Origin of the sequence: Meridianimarinicoccus roseus (assembly GCF_003172915.1) — a bacterium.
Classification (GTDB): Bacteria; Pseudomonadota; Alphaproteobacteria; order Rhodobacterales; family Rhodobacteraceae; genus Meridianimarinicoccus; species Meridianimarinicoccus roseus.
In genome coordinates, this window is record NZ_QGKU01000003.1 from 211,775 (window position 1) to 229,654 (window position 17,880).

The 17,880-nt window shown below is 64.6% G+C and carries 20 protein-coding genes and 1 pseudogene; 7 read left to right on the plus strand and 14 right to left on the minus strand.

Annotation, left to right across the window (positions count from 1 at the left end; all coding sequences use genetic code 11):
• From DKT77_RS01210 to DKT77_RS01225, 4 genes are all read right to left on the minus strand, one after another.
• Positions 1-774: an amino acid ABC transporter ATP-binding protein gene (locus tag DKT77_RS01210; protein ID WP_109809937.1), complete on the minus strand. Its 774-nt coding sequence runs from the start codon at positions 772-774 to the stop codon at positions 1-3.
• Between the two features lie 63 nt (positions 775-837).
• Positions 838-1,572 (minus strand): amino acid ABC transporter permease, encoded by a 735-nt coding sequence (locus DKT77_RS01215; RefSeq protein ID WP_238547603.1) that lies wholly within the window; start codon positions 1,570-1,572, stop codon positions 838-840.
• An 82-nt stretch (positions 1,573-1,654) separates the two neighbouring features.
• The gene (locus tag DKT77_RS01220) at positions 1,655-2,503 is read right to left on the minus strand and encodes an ABC transporter substrate-binding protein (protein ID WP_109809917.1); all 849 of its coding nucleotides are present in this window, start codon (positions 2,501-2,503) and stop codon (positions 1,655-1,657) included.
• Between the two features lie 54 nt (positions 2,504-2,557).
• Entirely contained in the window at positions 2,558-3,838 is a 1,281-nt protein-coding gene (locus DKT77_RS01225) for a M20 family metallopeptidase (RefSeq protein WP_109809918.1), read from the minus strand.
• A 200-nt stretch (positions 3,839-4,038) separates the two neighbouring features.
• Here DKT77_RS01225 and DKT77_RS01230 point away from each other — a divergent pair, with 200 nt between their 5' ends.
• Positions 4,039-4,722 (plus strand): GntR family transcriptional regulator, encoded by a 684-nt coding sequence (locus tag DKT77_RS01230; protein WP_238547604.1) that lies wholly within the window; start codon positions 4,039-4,041, stop codon positions 4,720-4,722.
• A gap of 47 nt (positions 4,723-4,769) precedes the next feature.
• Here DKT77_RS01230 and DKT77_RS01235 read toward each other — a convergent pair whose 3' ends face one another.
• Together DKT77_RS01235 and DKT77_RS20805 are read right to left on the minus strand one after the other, a co-directional pair.
• A complete protein-coding gene (locus DKT77_RS01235) occupies positions 4,770-5,246 on the minus strand; it encodes a YHS domain-containing (seleno)protein (RefSeq protein ID WP_109809919.1) in 477 nt (158 codons plus the stop codon).
• 48 nt (positions 5,247-5,294) lie between these two features.
• The gene (locus DKT77_RS20805; protein ID WP_238547605.1) at positions 5,295-5,786 is read right to left on the minus strand and encodes an isochorismatase family protein; all 492 of its coding nucleotides are present in this window, start codon (positions 5,784-5,786) and stop codon (positions 5,295-5,297) included.
• On the opposite strand from DKT77_RS20805, the gene DKT77_RS20810 reads away from it, so the two are divergent.
• On the plus strand, positions 5,785-6,180 hold the full coding sequence (locus DKT77_RS20810; protein ID WP_238547606.1) for a hypothetical protein: 396 nt from the start codon (positions 5,785-5,787) through the stop codon (positions 6,178-6,180). The genes DKT77_RS20805 and DKT77_RS20810 overlap by 2 nt on opposite strands.
• 116 nt (positions 6,181-6,296) lie before the next feature.
• On the opposite strand, the gene DKT77_RS21305 is transcribed toward DKT77_RS20810, so the two are convergent.
• The 7 genes from DKT77_RS21305 to DKT77_RS20820 all read right to left on the minus strand — a co-directional run bounded on the left by DKT77_RS21305 (position 6,297) and on the right by DKT77_RS20820 (position 10,642).
• On the minus strand, positions 6,297-6,431 hold the full coding sequence (locus DKT77_RS21305) for a hypothetical protein (RefSeq protein WP_274520039.1): 135 nt from the start codon (positions 6,429-6,431) through the stop codon (positions 6,297-6,299).
• 396 nt (positions 6,432-6,827) lie between these two features.
• Complete coding sequence (locus DKT77_RS01250; RefSeq protein ID WP_109809921.1) at positions 6,828-7,697, minus strand: PhzF family phenazine biosynthesis protein; 870 nt, start codon at positions 7,695-7,697, stop codon at positions 6,828-6,830.
• 173 nt (positions 7,698-7,870) lie between these two features.
• Positions 7,871-8,830, minus strand: coding sequence for an AraC family transcriptional regulator (locus DKT77_RS01255; protein WP_238547607.1), 960 nt, complete (start codon positions 8,828-8,830; stop codon positions 7,871-7,873).
• A complete protein-coding gene (locus tag DKT77_RS21455; protein WP_109809923.1) occupies positions 8,721-9,671 on the minus strand; it encodes a pyridoxamine 5'-phosphate oxidase family protein in 951 nt (316 codons plus the stop codon). The genes DKT77_RS01255 and DKT77_RS21455 overlap by 110 nt, the downstream gene beginning before the upstream one ends.
• The gene (locus tag DKT77_RS01265) at positions 9,577-9,990 is read right to left on the minus strand and encodes a nuclear transport factor 2 family protein (protein ID WP_338016055.1); all 414 of its coding nucleotides are present in this window, start codon (positions 9,988-9,990) and stop codon (positions 9,577-9,579) included. Before DKT77_RS01265 ends, DKT77_RS21455 begins: the two co-directional genes overlap by 95 nt.
• Before the next feature lie 135 nt (positions 9,991-10,125).
• Positions 10,126-10,440, minus strand: coding sequence for a carboxymuconolactone decarboxylase family protein (locus DKT77_RS20815; protein ID WP_338016056.1), 315 nt, complete (start codon positions 10,438-10,440; stop codon positions 10,126-10,128).
• Positions 10,385-10,642: a hypothetical protein gene (locus DKT77_RS20820; RefSeq protein WP_238547608.1), complete on the minus strand. Its 258-nt coding sequence runs from the start codon at positions 10,640-10,642 to the stop codon at positions 10,385-10,387. Before DKT77_RS20820 ends, DKT77_RS20815 begins: the two co-directional genes overlap by 56 nt.
• A gap of 433 nt (positions 10,643-11,075) precedes the next feature.
• Here DKT77_RS20820 and DKT77_RS01275 point away from each other — a divergent pair, with 433 nt between their 5' ends.
• Entirely contained in the window at positions 11,076-11,507 is a 432-nt protein-coding gene (locus DKT77_RS01275; protein WP_109809925.1) for a glyoxalase superfamily protein, read from the plus strand.
• A 118-nt stretch (positions 11,508-11,625) separates the two neighbouring features.
• Here DKT77_RS01275 and DKT77_RS01280 read toward each other — a convergent pair.
• A pseudogene (locus DKT77_RS01280) lies at positions 11,626-12,381 on the minus strand (IS5 family transposase).
• 797 nt (positions 12,382-13,178) lie between these two features.
• Between DKT77_RS01280 and DKT77_RS01285 the strand changes: the two are divergent.
• The 4 genes from DKT77_RS01285 (at position 13,179) to DKT77_RS01300 (ending at position 17,857) form a co-directional block, all read left to right on the plus strand.
• A complete protein-coding gene (locus DKT77_RS01285; RefSeq protein ID WP_238547609.1) occupies positions 13,179-14,225 on the plus strand; it encodes a VWA domain-containing protein in 1,047 nt (348 codons plus the stop codon).
• A gap of 103 nt (positions 14,226-14,328) precedes the next feature.
• The gene (locus DKT77_RS01290; RefSeq protein ID WP_238547610.1) at positions 14,329-16,380 is read left to right on the plus strand and encodes a tetratricopeptide repeat protein; all 2,052 of its coding nucleotides are present in this window, start codon (positions 14,329-14,331) and stop codon (positions 16,378-16,380) included.
• 194 nt (positions 16,381-16,574) lie between these two features.
• Positions 16,575-16,970: an ABC transporter permease gene (locus DKT77_RS01295; protein ID WP_274520040.1), complete on the plus strand. Its 396-nt coding sequence runs from the start codon at positions 16,575-16,577 to the stop codon at positions 16,968-16,970.
• A gap of 41 nt (positions 16,971-17,011) precedes the next feature.
• Positions 17,012-17,857, plus strand: coding sequence for a BtpA family protein (locus DKT77_RS01300; RefSeq protein WP_109809928.1), 846 nt, complete (start codon positions 17,012-17,014; stop codon positions 17,855-17,857).
• Positions 17,858-17,880 lie beyond the last annotated feature (23 nt).

Consider the following 17,880-nt stretch of genomic DNA (forward strand, 5'->3'; position numbering starts at 1 on the left):
TCAATGGTGCAGGATCTTAGACAGGAACAGCCGGGTGTGTTCGCTTTCCGGGTTCCCGAAAAACTTTTCCGGCGCGGCCTCTTCGACGATCCCACCGTCATGCATGAGGATGACACGGTCTGCAGCGGCGCGCGCGAAACCCATCTCGTGGGTGACGACGATCATTGTCATTCCCTGCTCCGAAAGGCCCGTCATCACATCCAGCACCTCCGAGATCATCTCGGGGTCCAACGCCGAGGTCGGTTCGTCGAACAGCATCACCTTGGGCTTCATGGCAAGCGCCCGCGCAATGGCGACCCTTTGCTGCTGCCCGCCCGACAACTGGCGCGGATAGGCGTTCTCCTTGTCCGGCAGCCCCACCCTTTTGAGCAGTTCGCGCGCCTCCTCGCGCACCTCGGCGCGCTTGCGCTTGAGGATCCGTACCGGCGCGAGCGTGATGTTCTCGATCACGCTGATATGAGGGAACAAGTTGAAGTTCTGGAACACCATGCCGAGGTCGCGTTGCTGTACCGCGATCTCGGCATCGCGCAGGGGCTGGCGCTTGCCATTGCGTTCGCGGAACCCCATCAGGTGCCCGGCGGCGCGGATCGTACCGCCGTCGATGGTTTCCAATTGGTCGATGCAGCGCAGCAACGTGCTTTTCCCGCTGCCAGAGCGGCCGCAGATCACCACGACCTCGCCCTGGCGCACGGTCAGCGACACGTCACGCAGCACGTGGTTCTCGCCGAAGGACTTGCACACTTTCTCGATCATCACGATGGGCGGGCCAAGCATGCGGTCCGCCGCCTTGCCGCCGGGAACGAGTTGCTTGTCTTGCTGGGTCATCACGCGGCTTCCTCAGGCTGGACCGGCTTTTTCGAGCGCCTTTTCAAGGTCCCGCCTGGCTTCGGGGGACACGGCGGCGGCGGGGCCGAAGGGCTTTTCGTAGTGCGCCTCGATCCGCATCTGGATCAGGCCCCAGATTGAAACGAGCACAAGGTACCAGACCGCGGCCACCGTGTAGGACTCAAGCACGCGGAATTCGATCTGGGCAAGCATCTGCGCACTGCGCATCAACTCCTCCATCGAGATGACCGAGGCCAGAGAGGTCGTCTTGAGCATCCCGTTGAACTGGTTACCGAGAGGCGGGATGATCGTGCGTGTCGCCTGCGGCAGGATCACCAGCCACATCCGCTGGCGCCATGTCATGCCGACCGCGCGGGACGCGTCGGTCTGCCCCTTGTCCACCGACATGATGCCCGAACGGATCACCTCGGCAAGGTAAGCGCCTTCGTTGAGTGCAAGGCCGATGATCGCGCTTTCGATGACCGTCAGTCGGATGCCGAGCTGCGGCAGGCCGGTATAGATGATCACGAGCTGGATCAGGATCGGCGTGCCGCGAAACAGCCATATGTAGAATTCGGCGATCCAGCGCAGCGCCCGGCTGCCATACATCTTCATCATGGCCGCAACGACGCCGAGGCCAAGGCCGATGATCATAGAAATGACGCTCAACCAGATCGTCGTCCATGCCCCGCGCAGCATCAGACCGTTGGTCAGATACGCAAAGAAGAAATCCCAGCTCCAGTTCACGGAGGCCTCCGGCGGTTCGGTCAGTGGAATGTACCGGGCGGATCAACCCGCCGCCCGGCGCAGGTGCGATGGCTGGGTCCGCTTATTCGGGGTTGTAGTAGACGGCGATATCGCCGGTGTAGTCGTCCCACAACTGGATCTGCGTGGCACCGTACGCACTCATCATCTTGTCATATGTGCCGTCGGCCACCATGTCCCGAAGCGCCTGCGCGACCGCGTCCGCAAGCGCCTCGCCGGTGGCCCCATCGAACCCGAACGAGGACGGCAGGCCGGGGTTCAGACCCGAAGCGCCGACCTCGAAGGCGCCGCGCTCGGCCAGGTAGGCGGCCGTGGCGTCGGGGCCGAACACGGCACGTACTTGCCCCGCGCCAAGGGCCGCGAACGCGTCGCCGAAGGTGTTGAATGCCTGGATATCCATCGATTCCAGGCCACTGGCCACCTGCTGTTCGTTGATCTCACGGATCAGGTTGTCGGCGAAGCCCGAGATTTCTGTGCCGACAGATTCACCGGCAAGGTCCTCGTAGCCGTCCACTCCCAGCGGGTTGCCTTGCTGCACGACAATGGCGAGGGCGTTCACGACATAGGGCACCATGCGCATGATTTTCGCGCGGTCCGGGTTGTAGTACATGCCAGTGTTGATCATGTCCCAGCGCTTGCTCGCAAGACCTGGGATCTGAACCTCGAAGCCGACATTCATGTAGGCTGGCTCCAAGCACAGGCGGCGCGCGATCTCGTTGCCGAGATCTGGATGCAGACCCTGAAGGTTGCCCGATGCATCAAGATACTGGCGCGGCGGCAGCGTGGCGTTGATCGACATGGTCAGAACGCCCGGTTCGATCGTCGGCAGGTTTTCCGGACAGTCTTGCGCTGCGGCCAAGCCGCCCGCGAAACTCAGGCTGAAGGCAATTGCGCCAAGGGACAGATGCTTCATGGTTCGTACCTTTCTGTTGGGATGCTTTTGCGGTCTTTCACAAGCCTTTTGGGGTCAACTTTGGGGCGGCACGACCCCGCCGCACCAGTTGGTGACGATGTCTGCGGTCACATCGACCATGCGCCGGAAGTCGGCGACATCGATCCATTCGTCATGGCGGTCGTTCTGGCTCAGATCGCCGCCAAGGCAGCCCAGACCGACACAGGGTATATCGGCCTCGACAATGGGATTGCGGATATCGGACGAGGTGTGCATCGGGTTGACGTTTGGATCAGCACCGGTCACGCGCGCCACGGCAGCGGCGGCCGTGCGATAAAGAGGATGCGAGGCCTCGACTTCGCCACCGGTCACCCCGGCAACGAAGGTAATGACCGGCGGATGCTCGGACAGCCATGCGTCGGCCGCGGACGCAGCTTCGATCGACGCCGTGATTTCAGTCTTGACCTCGTCCAGCGTTTCGCCCGGCGGAAACGAGATCGCGCAGCCCAGCGTGCAGGTCTCGGCCATGCGCGACAGGCGCCGCATCTCGCCGGCCTCGATCCGCGAAACGTTGATGTTGGTTGCGCGTCCGACCACCGCCTCGATCAATGGATGGCGGATCCGGCTGGCACGGCGTTCGCCAAGACGCATCAGTGCGCTGCGCAACACCAGCGCCTTGTCGATGGGATTGACGCCGAGATGGGCGAAGGCCGTATGCCCGGGTTCCGTGGTACCGGGCGCGCGCCCGGTCACTGTGATGCGGAATTCGAGATGACCCGAGGCGACGGCCTTGATCTCGCGCATGCCGAGGCCCGATTCCGCCGGATGCAAGTACAGCGCGGCATCTGCGGACAACCCGTCATGCAGAAGCGCCGCGACACCGCGCGCGTACCGCTTCGACGGCGTGGACGCGAACACCACCCGACCCAGCGGCACATCGGCCACCGACGCCTTTTCCAGCGCCAGCACAGCCGCCGCGCAGCCCGCAAGGTCGTCGGCGACGCCCCAGCCATGCAATCTGCCGCCCTCCACGATGCCGACGAACGGATCATGATGCCATGCTGATGTGCCATCGATCGGCTCCGCATCGGGATGGGCGAAAATAAGCAGGCTGGGCAAGGTCGGATCGCCCGGCAACGTGCCGACGATCGCTCGGCGCCGTTCGGTCGCTCGGGCGGTGTCGAGCGCGAATTCCCCTTTCACGGTGACCGCAGCCGGGTCGTAGTCATGCGCCGCCACCGCACAGCCGGCCGCCTCGAGCCGACGCGCGATCACACCCTGGACGGCAGCTTCGCCGTCCGGTTGCGCCGCGATGAGTTCGCGCAAAAGCGCTATGGCTGTGTCACCTGAACCCAATACGCCCTCGTCCGTTTACTGTATACCGTCTGTATACAAAAACACTCTTTGATATTACACATGTCTGCAAGTTTTATCTTTCCGCCCGCTCCGGTATGCCTGACAGCCGTGGAACGCCGCTGCGCCGTGCGTTCGAAACTGCTGAATAGTTAGGCAGGCAAGGCGCAGGATCGGGCTGAATTCAAAGGACTGCGGCTCAAGTGAGTGTCTCGAAGAAACAACACGCCCTGCCGGATGGCGGCCGAAGACCCGGCCATGCCGGCCAGCCGACCCTGTCGGAACAGGCATATCTCGCGCTGTCGCGGATGATCCAGGAACGCGAATTGCGCAGCGGCCAGCCTATTGTCGAGGTCCAGTTGGCGGACATGCTGGGGGTGTCGCGCACACCGCTACGGCAGGCGCTTCAACGGCTGGAGGGGGAAGGGCTGCTGCACAAGCTGGAAAGCCGGTCATACGTCGTGCGGCGGGTGGAGTTGCGCGAATACCTGCACAGCCTGAAGGCCCGCGAGATCCTGGAAGCCGAAGCCGCCGCCGAAGCCATAGGCCGCGTGGATCCGGCCGCGCTGGCGAGCGCCCGCGCGCATCTGCACGAGGTGCAGAATCGCAGACCCTATGACATGCTGGCACATTGGCAGTCCGACGACGAAGTGCACGGGCTATACATCAACGCCTGCACCAACCGGGTGATCCGCGACATCCTGAAATCGCTGCGCGTGACCACCAAGCTGTTCGAGATCGAACGCCTGTCCGAACGGCTGGAACCCGACAGCAGTCAGCACGAAAGCATCCTCGACGCGCTTGAAGCGGGGGATGCCGTGGCCGCGCGCGCGGCGGTCGTCGCGCACCTTCAGTCGCTGGCGGAATTCGCGGTGCGCGTCCTTTGACGGCCGGCCCCCGCGATGCGAAGGCCGGTACGCCTGTCGTGACGCGTTCAGAGTTCCCCGGCTGGGGTAGACCGGATGGCCGGCCACATGTCATTGGCGGTCGCGATCACCTCAGCGGGGTTTTCCAGATACTTCTCGAAGATCACCTCGTTGACGAATAGATAGAGCTTGCCATCGACGAGATCGGCATAGCGGACATCGCCGTCCAGCTTCTTGCCGACCTTCACGCCGAAAGCGCAGAACTGCGGCAGGAAGGCCGCCGGATCGGCGTCGAACTGCTGCTGCGCCTGGGGCGTGGCAAAGTAGTAGTCCACCCCGTCATGCACCGAAGTATTCACGGCATCGCCCGCGCGCGGGGCCATGCCGTCGAACATCGACACTGGATCGACACCGTGCAGGCCGAGCGGATTGCCTGTCAGGGTCAGCCCGTTCGAGACGTTGTATTCGTCGGCGGCCATCGCGGCAGTGCCAAGGGTCAGCGCCGCGCCAAGCGCGATCGCGGGGAGGTTCAGGAATGATTTCATGGTTCAGGTTCTCTTCTGATTTTCAGATGTCATGGATCGGTCTTGGGGTCAGGCCGAACGAGCGATGCGCGCGACCGCGTCGTCGGTCCACCAAACTGCGCTGGCGACCATGCGGAAATTGATGGGGGCGGCGAGATAGCCGTCACCTTCGGGCACCTTGGCCCCGGCGGTCGCATCGCGCACCACGGCGACCTCGTAGCCAAGTTCCAGCAACTCATAGAGATGCGCGTGCGTGCACCGGTTCGCGGACATCCCAGCAACGATCACCTTGTCGATCCCGCGCTTGCGCAGTTGCAGGTTAAAGTCGTTCTGGGTCGGCCCGTACACCTTGTGGGGCGAGCAGACGATCGTTTCGCCGTCCTCAATGTACTTCTTGTACTGCGGCATCCAGTCGGCGCCGGACCCGTCGAACCCGTCAAGCGTGAGAGGCCCGGGGCGGTCGAACATGCCCATCGCGTGCATCGTCTTTTCGAGCGTGCCCTCGAACTTCCAGGCATGGTCGTGCGGATAGTAGTAGTGCGGCGAGATGAAGACCTGCATGCCAGCCGCCTTCGCCGCGCCGAACAGGCGTTCGATGTTGCCAACGGTCCCGTGTTCGGTGACGCTTTCGCCAACCACGCCCCCAGGTCACGCCATCTTCAGACAGGAAATCGATCTGCGGATCGGTCACCACAAGCGCGGTGCGCTGCTTGTCGATGGTCATGTCCACCTGCGGCAGTCCGGGATCCGCCGGATCGGCATAGGTCGCACGGGCGGCTTCCGTGGCGGCACAGGCTGCGTGTCCGCTAGCGGCAACGGCGGCGGCCGCACCCGCAGCGCCCGCCATCAGGCGCCCGCGCACCAGATCCACCCTTTCTGGGGTGACGTCACGGCCGCAGAGGCGACCGTGGTCGTGGTCTCGGTCCATATCTTGGCTCCTTATTCGGGGATGTGACAGCCCGCCGGACGGCGGTCTGCCGGGGTAGCCGGACCAGCGCTGCGAACAGATGAAGCGCCAAGTTATATAGGTGTATGCATGGCTGCGGTTCGGCCCCGGCGCCGGGTACCGGATCAAGCGGCGAGCCGCACGGCGTCGCGCGCGTCCGCAGGCAGCGCCGCGAAACTCCCGCTTGGCATCGTGAGCGGAAGCGCCAGAACGCCAGTCAGAAGCGCCGCCGCGACCGTGATCAAGAAGAGATAAGTCATCTCTCCGACCAGGACGGGCGGCTTCAGCTTGCTTTGGCCGGGGCGATTTGCCTGCCGCTTGGTCGTGGGTCTGGTTTGTCTCGTGGTATCGCTCATGGCTTGGTTCTCTTCGTTGGGCGAGAGGATCCGGCGGGTCCGCGCTGGCACCGTCCTCTCCGGGGATCGGTAGGGCCAAGCTATCGGCGGTGCCCGAAGGGGTATCGGCAGTGCCTGCCAAGCGCGTGGCCGAACCTGCCATGCCCACCACGCCACGGTGCACGCCAATCCGGAGGGCGCGGCGCCGCTGGTGCGACGGACTACGTTCAGCAAAAGGAAAACGGCCGGCGCGCAGGGGCGCGGGCCGTTCAGTGGATGGGTACGGGCAGCGGTTCGGGCACCGCGCCGGACCGGGCGGCGCTAAAGCGGGATGATGCGGGTCGTTCCCGACACGCGGATGCCGACACCCGGTGTTGCGCCGATCTCGACATGCAGCAGCGACCGTGCGCCCATGTCCTCGCCCTGTACGATGTCGATGGCTCCGCCATGCGGCCAGCCAATGTCACGCAGGTAGCCCCCAAGAGCGGCCGCTGCGGCACCGGTCGCGGGGTCCTCCACCACGCCGCCCACGGCGAACGCATTGCGGCTGTGCAGCTTGCGCGGCGAATCCACCCAGACAAGGTTGATCGTTGTCAGTTCGTGACGCTGCATCAGCCGCGCCCCATCCGCCATATCATAGTCCATTCGCGCCAGCGTCGCCCGCTCACGCAGAGCGAGGACAAGGTGATCGTTCCCGGCATGGGCCAACGCCGGCGGCAGCGCCGGATCAAGCTGCGCCGACACGAAGCCGAACAGGTCAAGCGCAGCCGCGATCACCGCCGGGTCGGCGGCGGTGCTGCGTGTCGGCGGCGATGTCAGGGTCGCGCGGGTGCCCATTCCGTCGCGCCGGACCTCCACGGTTATGCGGCCCACGCTCAGGTCAAGCGCGAAAACCTCGTCCCCGGTGCGTTCTGCCAGAACGCAGCCAAGCGCAATGGTCGCGTGGCCGCAGAAGGCGACCTCGGCCTCGGGCGAGAAATAGCGCACGCGCCACGCATCGCCTTCGGGCGCGGCGAAGACGGTTTCCGAATAGCCGACCTCGGCTGCGATGCGCTGCATCTCGGCGCGCGGCGGAAGGGCCGCCGTGACGAGCACGCCGGCCGGGTTGCCGCCCACTGGCCCGTCCGAAAAGGCCGCGAGGCGCAGAATGCCGGTATCTGCCAATGATGTCGCCTTCGTGATGCCTGTCATGTTGTTAATCCTTCCGGGTTAGCGGTCCGTGCCGGGCGGTCGGCAACCCCGCACCGACCGATCACGCCCGATCTTGCTGCCCGCCAGTCCTGCCCCTGAGGACAATGCCCGGTCCCGGCAATGTCCGCCAAGGTCTTGGGCCAGGCCGCCACGGTAGACGCCGCCTTGGGCGGCTAACGCATCGGGACCTTGTGACGGAACTGCGCCGGGGCCTGCCCGAACCAGCGCTTGAAAGCCCGGCTGAAGGTGCTCTGTTCCGAGAACCCCGTCAGGAAGGCGATTTCGGCAATGGAATTGTCACTGTCGCGCAGCAGATCCTTTGCGAGGGACGACTGCGCTTCGGTCAGCACGTCGCGGAAGGTCAGCCCTTCTGCGGCGAGGCGGCGATATAGCGTGCGTTCGCTCATGCCCATGTCGCGCGCTATATCAGCCGCCTGCGGCACCCCGTCGCTCAGAGCGGGCGTAATCCGGCGTAAGAGCGCCGCCCTTACTGAAACATCCGCCTGCAGCGACCCGATTTCCCGTTCGAGATGACCTGTCAGGAAATCCGAAACCGCCGCATCACCGAGGCAGTTCGGCAGATTCAGCATGGCCGGGTTCAGTGCAATCGCGTTGCGGTCGGCTTCGAAAAAGACCGGGCAGCCGAACAACGCGGCATAGCGCGCGGGGTCGCAACGGCAGGGATGGCGGAACGAGACATGGTCAAGCACGAGATCGCCGCGCACGAACCGCCGCATGTTATGGGCCAGCCCTGCAAGCGCGCCCTCGTTGCGGAATTCGAGTACAGGATGATGTTCGGTGCGCGCCTCGAAGGTCAGCAGCGCCGGATTCGCGCCCGCGTCGAGGCAGTAAACCGCGGTATCGGTGACCACGCGCCAATAGCGTTCGATCCGCTCCAGCGAGGCGCGAAGGGTCGGCGCCGTCTTGATCGCAAGACCAAGTACCCCGATGTCGTCCACACGGATCTGACGGGCATAGGCCCCGACCAGCGCGACCTCGTCCTCATGCCTGCGGCGGATCCAGTCAAGAAGCTCGAAATAATCCGTGTCGGGAATTCGCCCATTGGCGGGCTGCGACAGGCGTTGTGCCACCGTCCCCTCGACGATAAGCGCTCCGTCGTCTCTCAGCGTCATCCCGGCCGCCTGGGCCATCGCACGCGCGAATGCATTCGTTACGCTCGGCATGCCGCACGATAGGCCGGGACATGCATGGGAACCAGTGCATCCTTCGCCCCGAAGCCCGACCATGCGGCTCAGGCGTCGGCGCCGTTTCGCGGGCCCGCCGCGGCGGCGTCTTCCAACGCCGCGATACCCGCCTGAGGCGGGCGATCTCGTCATCGCGGCGCTCCGTGTCGTTGAGCCGGACCGGGATGTGTTGGGGGCAATTCCAATCGAAGGCCGCAAGACTGAAGATGATGCCCCGCTCTGCGCGCCGGTCGCCGGACCCGCTGAGCAGATCGACCATGTCCCGGTCTTCGCTGATGCGGGCATGGGCCCAGAGCTTCCGCCGCGCACGCCGCGCGTAGGCCACCGCAACAAGCGACACCCGGGTGTCATGGCGCAGGTTGCCGGTCCTGATGTACTGACGGCTCCCCCGATAATCGGCAAAGCCGAAAGTGCGGCTATCAATCACCTGCACGAAACCGGCGGCCCCACCCCGGAACTGGACATAAGGCCACCCGGTTCCCGACACTGTCGCCATGTAAAGACCGTCGCGCGCCTGCAGAAATGCGGCCTCCCGCGGGCCAAGCTCCACACCGTCGTCGCTCGCGTGCGACAGAACCCGCGCAGTGGTTTCGGCGGACCCGAAGCGCTGTTGTTCGTCACGCACTCTAGGGGTGAAGGCAATCCGTGCGCAGGCGTTCGGCATTCCACCCTCCCTAGAGACCGAGGTCTTCGAGACCGGGATGGTCCGTCGGCCGGGCACCCGAAGACCAGTGGAACAGGCGCTGGCCTTCCGAGATCGGCAGGTCATTTATCGACGCGATGTGCCGCCGCATCAGCCCATGTTCGTCGAACTCCCAATTCTCGTTGCCGTAGGCCCGGAACCACGCGCCGTCTCCGGTGCGGTATTCATATGCGAAGCGCACGGCGATCCGGTTCTCGCTGAAGGCCCAGAGCCCATTGATCAGCCGGTAATCCAGTTCCCGTGCCCATTTGCGGGCCAGAAACGCCACGATGCTTTCCCGCCCCTGAAAGATGTTGGCCCGGTTCCGCCACTGACTGTCGGGCGTGTAGGCCAGCGAGACGCGCGCAGGATTGCGGCTGTTCCAGGCGTCTTTCGCCAGTCGCACCTTGCCGCGCGCGGTTTCGGCATCGAAGGGGGGGGCAAAGGCGGGCGTGTCATGTTTCGGTTTTTCCTGATTGGTGGGAATTGCGCCCGGCCGCCTAGGGCACGGGTGGGTCCGGCGACCGTGATGCAGCGCCGGTCATGCCACGCGGGCACTTGCGACCGGAAAGTCGATGGGCGTGCCAACGGCTTCGTTCAGGTAGTTTGTGGGCGTGTTGAGCGCCACGCGCGCCACGTGCGCTACGATCTCGACGATTTCGGCATCGCTGTAGCCTGCCAGCTTCACAGCCGAGACATCGGCCCCGGCACCATGCCCGCGCGTGCGGACAAGCGCCGCGGCGAAGCGCACCGTCGCATCGGCCGCCGCGTCGAGCTTGGCGAGGTTGCGGGAAAGGTAGCTATTCGCGGACAGGCAATAGTCGCAGCCGTTGATCTGCGCGACGGCTAGCGCGATCCGCTCGCGCGGTCTGCGGCGTCAGCTTGCCCTTTGCACGTGCGCCGTTCAGCCCGAAATATCCTTCAAGCGCCGCCGGGCTGTTGGCGGTGATCAGGAACAAGTTGGGCACGCTGCCAAGCGATGCCTTGACAGTGTCCAGCAGCGGGCGGGATGCAGCGGGCGCAGGATCGGCGGAGGCAGGAAGGGCAATGCGGGTCATTTCAGGTGGCTCCTCGGGGTTTGATAGCATCACCCTATCCCCGGCGCGCGCCGTCGTAGTGGCAGGACCTGCCAAGCCCTTGGCCCTTACTGCTACGACACGCCAGCCCGGGCGGCATGGACAGCGCGTTGTGGCCCCGTTGCGTCCAGCGGGCTTTAGGTGTAACGCATCGCCAAGGTGCCGGGCACCTGCCGCCTGCAGACGAAAGTCACGGTGAAGTCCGGATCACGACGACGTCTCACCCTCGAAGCATTTCGCAGGTGGGCAATGCAGGCACCCTCCCGGTTCGGAATGCGTTATTGAAGGAGTGAGCGATGTCTGAACGACACGCCCCTGACACAAGGCTGAAACCCCTGCCGCACCCCCGTATCGCGCAACTATCTCCGAGCGCGCCGCGGTCTGCCATGGCGCGGCACCGCGCGCGGGCGGCGGCATGACACAGCCCACACTCGAAACCGCGAAGGCACAGGCCAAGACGCTTCGACAAGCCTTACGGGACGCTGGAACCGCGGTCAGCCATGCGCAGGCTCTTGAACTCGTTGCCCGGCAATACGGCGCACGCGACTGGAACACGCTGCATGCCCGGCTGGAGGGTCGCAACGGCCCTTCACCGCTCGCCCTCGGCACCCGTGTGACGGGGCACTACCTTGGGCAAGCCTATCGCGGGAAGATCGTGGGTCTGTCGGGCCGCGAAGAGCATCGCAGAGTCGAGATCGACCTCGATCAACCGGTGGACACGGTGCGCTTCGACAGCTTCTCGAACTGGCGCCGTCGCATCAGCGGCACGATCGGAACGGATGGCCGCAGCATGCGCTGCACTTCGGACGGCGCGCCACACCTGACGGTTACGACCGCACCGTCCTGACACTGGCAGGGAGGGCCCCACGCGGCCCTCCCTTGGTTGCTACATTTTTTGTCAGATGTCGGTTCGCTTCGAAACGTCATTCGCCAAATTCCTGACTGGGGCCCAGACTCATTGACGATCAAAGCCATAAGTTGACGGTTGCGGCGAGTGCGATGGCTGACAGGAAGACCTTTGGGCATCGGTCACAGCGGGTGGCGATACGGCGCCGGTCCTTCAGGCGGCCGAACATGATCTCGATCCGGTTGCGGCGCTTGTATCGCCGCTTGTGGTAGAGAACGGCCTTGTCGCGGGACTTCCGGCCGGGGTTGCACGGCTTTGTCCCTTTTTCCTGCAACGCGTCCCGAAACCAGTCGGCGTCGTAGCCCCGGTCGGCGATCAGCCAGCCGACCGCCGGCAGGGTCCCGCACAGCGCCCGCGCGCCGACCTAGTCGCTGACCTGGGCGGCCGTGATGAAGAGGTGGATCGGACGCCCGACGCTGTCGGTGACGGCGTGCAGCTTGGTGTTCATGCCCCTTCGTGCGGCCGATCAGGCTTTCACGCCCCCTTTTTTCACCCGCAGACTGGCCGTCATGCGGTGCGTTTTGAGATATGTCGCGTCGATCATCACGGTCCGTTTCTCGCCGTGTTCTGCCGCCAGCCCGATCATCATGCGGGCGAACACGCCCTTTTCGCTCCAGCGCTTCCATCGGCTGAAGAGGGTCTTGTGCGGCCCGTATTCCCTTGGCGCGTCGCACCATCGCAAACCATTGCGGTTGATGAACATTATCCCGCTGAACACGCGCCGATCATCGACGCGAGGCTTGCAAGAGGACTTCGGGAAGTACGGACGCAACCGCTCCATCTGCGCCTCAGTCAGCCAGAACAGGTTGCTCATGTCACCGCTCGCCTTTCCAGCAGTGAATCATGAGCTTACCGCTCAATCAATGGGTCCTGTGCCTAGGCTGCCAGCCCCAACCCGAGGGCCACTTGCGTGGTGCCTGTGCCGATCAGACCAAGTGCAAGGATGCACGAGCGCCGAGAACATATCGCGGCCACGCCGCTCACGTTCGCGATTCAATCCGTCATGGTCGTATAGCCGCCAGTGAGACCGGGCTTGGCGCGCGGCCTGTCGAAAAAACCTTTCGCCGTCCGGTTTCGGCCGGGTCACCGGCGCCGTGCGCCTTTATGCAACCTGCAGTAGCAAACGACATCTTCTTTCTTACGCGGTCGCACGAGATGTCGAAATGCCGCGCTGTTTACGCTGGCTCATGCCCTCAGCCCAGGCCGGACGAACTTTCCTCTGCAAGTTTAGGGTGAAAGCCCTCCGGCCCGTCCTCACACCACAAGAGCCAAAGGTACACGACCTTAGCGACCTTTACGCCGCCCGCAGCAGGCTCATCCCGCCGCTACAATGACCGAGCCCTCCACCGCTGGTGTCGGCCTCCGGCGTCAGGCCAAATCGAAGACCGCGGCTCTTGCCTGCCAGCCTGAAACCCGCGCTTGACATGCGAATCACTCGATCTCGCCCATAGATTGAAATCAAGCGCAAGAAACTTTCAACATGCTTAACAAATGGTAAATCATACCTTGTGTTGTAAACTTTCGTGAGCGAAACTTACCAAAGGGCAGCTTACGCTCTTTTGCCCATATGGCGGCTGCCTAAACGAACCGGTCATTTACATGAGGGACCCCATGTCTTTACACTTTGCAAAATTTCTGACCGCCCCGCGCGGTCTTGTTGCGGCGGCTGCTGTCGCCCTGATGGGCAGCATGCCCGGTGCGGCATCTGCGGCTGTTTCCGTCGTCTGGGACTCTCCGGCGAACAACTCGACCTTTACCGTCGGCACCGTCGTAGCCCCGTTGGGCCGCGCATCCGCCACTGGCGTCATCGGCACGGGCCTCGATCTGTCCATCGTCATGGACAGCTCGGGCAGCATGTTTACCAGTGTGACAGCGACGGACGGCAACGGCAACACCGTGACCAAGTCGCGGGGTGCCTGGCAGAAGGAAGGCGCATTGGCGCTGGTCGCGGGCCTGCCCGACACGGCGACCGTCTCCATCGTGGAATTCGATGACAACGGCACCACCGTCATCGGTCAGACAGTCCTCAATGCCGCCGGCCGACTCGCGGTGCAGGCCGCCATCAATTCCGTGGACGAAAGCGGCGGAACAGTGATCGGGGACGGCATCGACGCGGCCGCATCCAATCTTCTGCCCGGCACCCCTGGCTTCGACCAGGCGATGGTCGTGTTCTCTGACGGCTCCACATCTGGCAACCCGTCCATAAATGCGGCAACTGCGGTCGCAAACGGGGTCGAGACCATCGATGCCGTCGCACTTCCCGGCGCGGTCATTTCGACGATGCAGGGGATCGCATCCGCCGGAAACGGCACATTCGTCGACGCAACTTCGGATATCGGCCTGGTCAACAACCTGCTTGCCGGGCTCAGTGGCGGGCTTCCGATCGGTCTTGCATCCCTGACCGTCACAACCCCGGACGGGACGATCACTCCGGTTACGACCGGCGTTGGCAACATCTTCCAGTCGCCCGCGTTCGCGCTGAACCTCGGCAACAATATCTTCACGGCGACCGCAACGGACACGGACGGCAACGTCGCGGTTGCAACGTTGAACCTGATCGGCGTCCAGGCGGCGATCCCGCTCCCCGCGGCCGGATGGCTGATGCTGACCGTGCTTGGCGGCGGTCTTGGCATGTCCCGCCTGCGCCGGAAGTCCTGACAGGTCGGATCGAACCGATCCGGACCGAACGTGAACTTGGGGGCGGCTTGACGGCCGCCCCTTTTCTTATGCAGTCTCGATGTATGTTTTGATGGAGTTTTTCATGTTGCCCCGCGCCCTGATCCTGCTTTTGTCCACATCACTCGTCACCGGAAGCCTTGGCCCCGCATCCGCGACATCGACCGACAGCGGGCCGGGCCTTTCCCTCGGCGGCGGCCTGCAGGACCTGCTGGGGCCGGGCACGGACCCACTGGCCGGTGTGGCAGAGATCAACCAGGCGGTCACCGCCTTGGAGTTGCGCCTGCGCGACTACGGCGATCTTCGATCGGTGCTCGACCTCGCGCCCGTCCTGATCGCGCAGGTGCCCGACAACGGGAAGCTGCGCAGGCTGCATGCAGCAGCACTCGCCGCCGAAGGCGACCGGCGCGCCGCCCGCCGGGAACTGGATGCAAGCACCGGCCTTGGCGGCCTCGTCTGGCAGAACGTGGCCGAAGCGCTTATCGCACGCGCCGCTGCAGACCTTCCCGCGGCCCAGCAGGCGCTGGACGCCGCAATACTGCTGGAACCGGACAATGCCTATGCACGCAACGTCGAAGGAACCATCGCCGCGGCCGCGGGGGATTTCGTGGCGGCCGAGATCGCCTTCGCAGCCGCAGCCGATGCAGCACCGGATGCGCCCAGCTACTACGGAAATCTCGGGGCCGCGCGGTTGCGCCTGGGCGCACTTGGCCCGGCATTGAGCGCGCTGGACCACGCGGTATCGCTCGCACCGGCGGATTGCGGGCTGAGATCGACGCGCGCGCTCGCTCTGCAGCAGCAGGGGCGCGGCGCGGAGGCGGCGGTCGATCTGGAAACCTGCCTGTCGGGCGGGCCGACAGACCCCGCTCTGGTCACGCGTCTCGTGCAGGCACATCTGTCCGGGGGACAGGTCGACAAGGCGGCGGACGTTGTCGCGAAATACGGGCAAGACCTTCCCAACAGTGCAAGCTGGCAGTCAGAAATCGCCCTGCGGCGCGGCGATGCCAAGGCTGCTCAAGATGCGGCCGAACGTATTGGTGGTGCTTCTGCGGAAGCCGTGTCGCGTCTTGCCTACGCGGCATTGATCGGTGGCGACGACGCCAAGGCACTGGAAAATGCACGGCGCGCGATTGCGCTCGAAGATGGGCCGACGTCGGCCGAGATGCGGCGGCTCGTGCTCGCGCTCTCGGTGGGAGAGCGGTCAGTCGCCCTCGAACCCAACGGCCCGGCAGAGAGGTTCCTCGCCGCTCTGGGAGAAAACGCAGCGGGCAACAGCGAAGCGGCGATGTCGCACCTTTCGGCGGCCGCCGAAGTCATTCCGGGGTTCACTGCGGACGGGTTGTCGTCGCAGGACTTGCCTTCGGCCATCGAGGAAGCGCGCGACCTTGCCGTGGCGATGAACCTGGTGCTGCGCGATCTTGATGGGGCCGCACAGGATCGGCTTGGCAGGGCAGCGTCCGGTTCCTCGGCTCTTCATCTTTACGTTCTCGGCCTTGCCGAGCGCGGGCTGGGCAACACCCAGTCTGCGCAGCAGGCCTTTTCGCGTGCCGTCGATTCTGCGCCGCGCTTTCGCGCTGCGCGCCTTGAACTGGCAGAGATGGCCATGACCGCCGGCGACGGGCCGACAGCCCTCGAACATTATGTGGAAGCGGGTGCGGTCAGCCCCTCACCATCGATTGCCCTGCGGATCGGCGTGATTTCGGAAGCGCTTGGCGACACGGCGGGCGCGCGCGCTGCCTATGAGGAGCTGCTGACGCTTGCACCCGACAATTACCTTGCCAACAACCAGCTGGCCTGGTTCCTCGTGGCGAACGAGGGCGATCTCGACCGGGCGCTCGAACTGGCGCGCCACGCGGACACACTGCAGCCCGGCAATGCGAGCGTGGTCGACACGATAGGCTGGATCCATTTTCTGAACGGCGATTACGCGCGCGCCGCCGACCGGTTGCGCGAAGCATTCGAGATCTCGCGCGGCGCGACGCCGGAGATTCGCTACCACTACGCACGGGCCGAACTCGCAATCGGCAACCCGGACGCCGCCATGGAACTGATAGCTCCCATCGCGGGTGAAGGTGAGGATGGAAGCCTGTCGGCCCGCGCTCAGGCTTTGCTCGACGAAGCGAAAGCCGCCCGCTAACCGCTTGGTCGGCGGCAAGGCGTTTGCCCCCTCTTTCGACGTGTGGCCCGGCCGCTATTCCAGAGAGAAGTGGCTCGACGTTAGGACTGACGCGGCGACTTAGGAAAAACGCATATCGCAGGTGCAGAGATGCGAACACCTGAAAACGTGGACCTGCCGCGTTTCTGTGGCGCCCTTGCTTCTTTCTGTGCAGCCTGCAGGGCAAAGGCTCCGAGGCTGCGCGGCGCGTCGGCATGCCTGCGCGCTGGACGATTGCTTCGGTCTACATGCTGACCGGGCTGGCCTCTGCCGTGGCGGGCCTGCTGATCGCGGCGCGGCTGGGGTCCGGGTCGTCGAACGCGGCCGTCGGGTTCGAGTTGCAGGTCATCGCCGCGGTGGTACTTGGCGGCACCTCGCTGTTCGGCGGACGCGGCACGATCCTCGGGACCGTGCTGGGGGCGCTGACCATCGCCGTCATAGGCAACGGACTGATCCTGATGCATATATCGCCCTTTTTCACGCAGATCGTCACCGGGGCCATCATCCTGATCGCGATCTGGCTCAACACCCGGATCTTCACGGCGAATTTCTCGCTTCGCAGGCGCGGCTGACCGCTGCGCGCCAACGATCCAAAGAACGGACCCATCCCGACATGCAGACCATTTCCAGCAGCACCGGCACCGCCATCCGCGACATCTTCGGGCGGCCCAAGGCGCTGATCGGCATGATCCACTGCCCGCCGTTTCCGGGCGCGCCGCGCTATGACGGCACGCCGATGCCCGCCATCCTCGATGCGTGCCTGCGCGATGCCGAGGCGCTGGTCGAAAACGGAATCCACGGGCTGATGGTGGAAAACCACGGCGACATCCCGTTCTCCAAGCCCGAGGATATCGGACCCGAAACCGCCGCCTTCATGGCCGTCGTGGCGGACCGGGTGACGCAGGCCTTCGGCGTGCCGATGGGTGTGAACGTGCTGGCCAACGCGCCGATCCATGCCTTCGCCATCGCACGCGCCACCGGGGCGCAGTTCATCCGCGTCAACCAGTGGGCCAATGCCTATGTCGCCAACGAAGGCTTCATGGAAGGTCGCGCTGCCGAGGCGCTGCGCTATCGCGCGGCGCTACGCGGCGAGGGGATAAAAGTTTTCGCCGACAGCCATGTCAAACACGGCAGCCATGCCATAACGGGCGACCGGAGCGTGGCGGAACTGACCCGCGATCTGGCGTTCTTCGATGCCGACGCGGTGATCGCCACCGGCCAGCGCACCGGCAACAGCGCGACGCTGGAAGAACTGGAGGAAGTCGCATCGGCCACCAACCTGCCGGTGCTTGTCGGCTCCGGCCTGACGGCGGACAACATCGCCACGATCCTTGGCCGGGCCGATGCGGTCATCGTTGCATCATCGCTCAAGAACGGAGGCGTGTGGTGGAACCCCGTCGATCCTGAACGCGTAAAGGCCTTCGTCACCGCCGCGACACCCGCGCTGGGGGCGACATGAGCCTGTCGGACGATATCCTGCGC

Coding starts and splice junctions, on each gene's coding strand:
- DKT77_RS01210 (WP_109809937.1), bottom strand. CDS start 774: ATGCTTGGCCCGCCCATCGTGATGATCGAGAAAGTGTGCAAGTCCTTC.
- DKT77_RS01220 (WP_109809917.1), bottom strand. CDS start 2,503: ATGAAGCATCTGTCCCTTGGCGCAATTGCCTTCAGCCTGAGTTTCGCG.
- DKT77_RS01235 (WP_109809919.1), bottom strand. CDS start 5,246: ATGAAATCATTCCTGAACCTCCCCGCGATCGCGCTTGGCGCGGCGCTG.
- DKT77_RS20810 (WP_238547606.1), top strand. CDS start 5,785: ATGCCAGCCGCCTTCGCCGCGCCGAACAGGCGTTCGATGTTGCCAACG.
- DKT77_RS20805 (WP_238547605.1), bottom strand. CDS start 5,786: ATGCAGGTCTTCATCTCGCCGCACTACTACTATCCGCACGACCATGCC.
- DKT77_RS21305 (WP_274520039.1), bottom strand. CDS start 6,431: ATGACTTATCTCTTCTTGATCACGGTCGCGGCGGCGCTTCTGACTGGC.
- DKT77_RS01250 (WP_109809921.1), bottom strand. CDS start 7,697: ATGACAGGCATCACGAAGGCGACATCATTGGCAGATACCGGCATTCTG.
- DKT77_RS01255 (WP_238547607.1), bottom strand. CDS start 8,830: ATGACGCTGAGAGACGACGGAGCGCTTATCGTCGAGGGGACGGTGGCA.
- DKT77_RS21455 (WP_109809923.1), bottom strand. CDS start 9,671: ATGACCTGCCGATCTCGGAAGGCCAGCGCCTGTTCCACTGGTCTTCGG.
- DKT77_RS20820 (WP_238547608.1), bottom strand. CDS start 10,642: ATGACCCGCATTGCCCTTCCTGCCTCCGCCGATCCTGCGCCCGCTGCA.
- DKT77_RS01275 (WP_109809925.1), top strand. CDS start 11,076: ATGACACAGCCCACACTCGAAACCGCGAAGGCACAGGCCAAGACGCTT.
- DKT77_RS01285 (WP_238547609.1), top strand. CDS start 13,179: ATGTCTTTACACTTTGCAAAATTTCTGACCGCCCCGCGCGGTCTTGTT.
- DKT77_RS01290 (WP_238547610.1), top strand. CDS start 14,329: ATGTTGCCCCGCGCCCTGATCCTGCTTTTGTCCACATCACTCGTCACC.
- DKT77_RS01300 (WP_109809928.1), top strand. CDS start 17,012: ATGCAGACCATTTCCAGCAGCACCGGCACCGCCATCCGCGACATCTTC.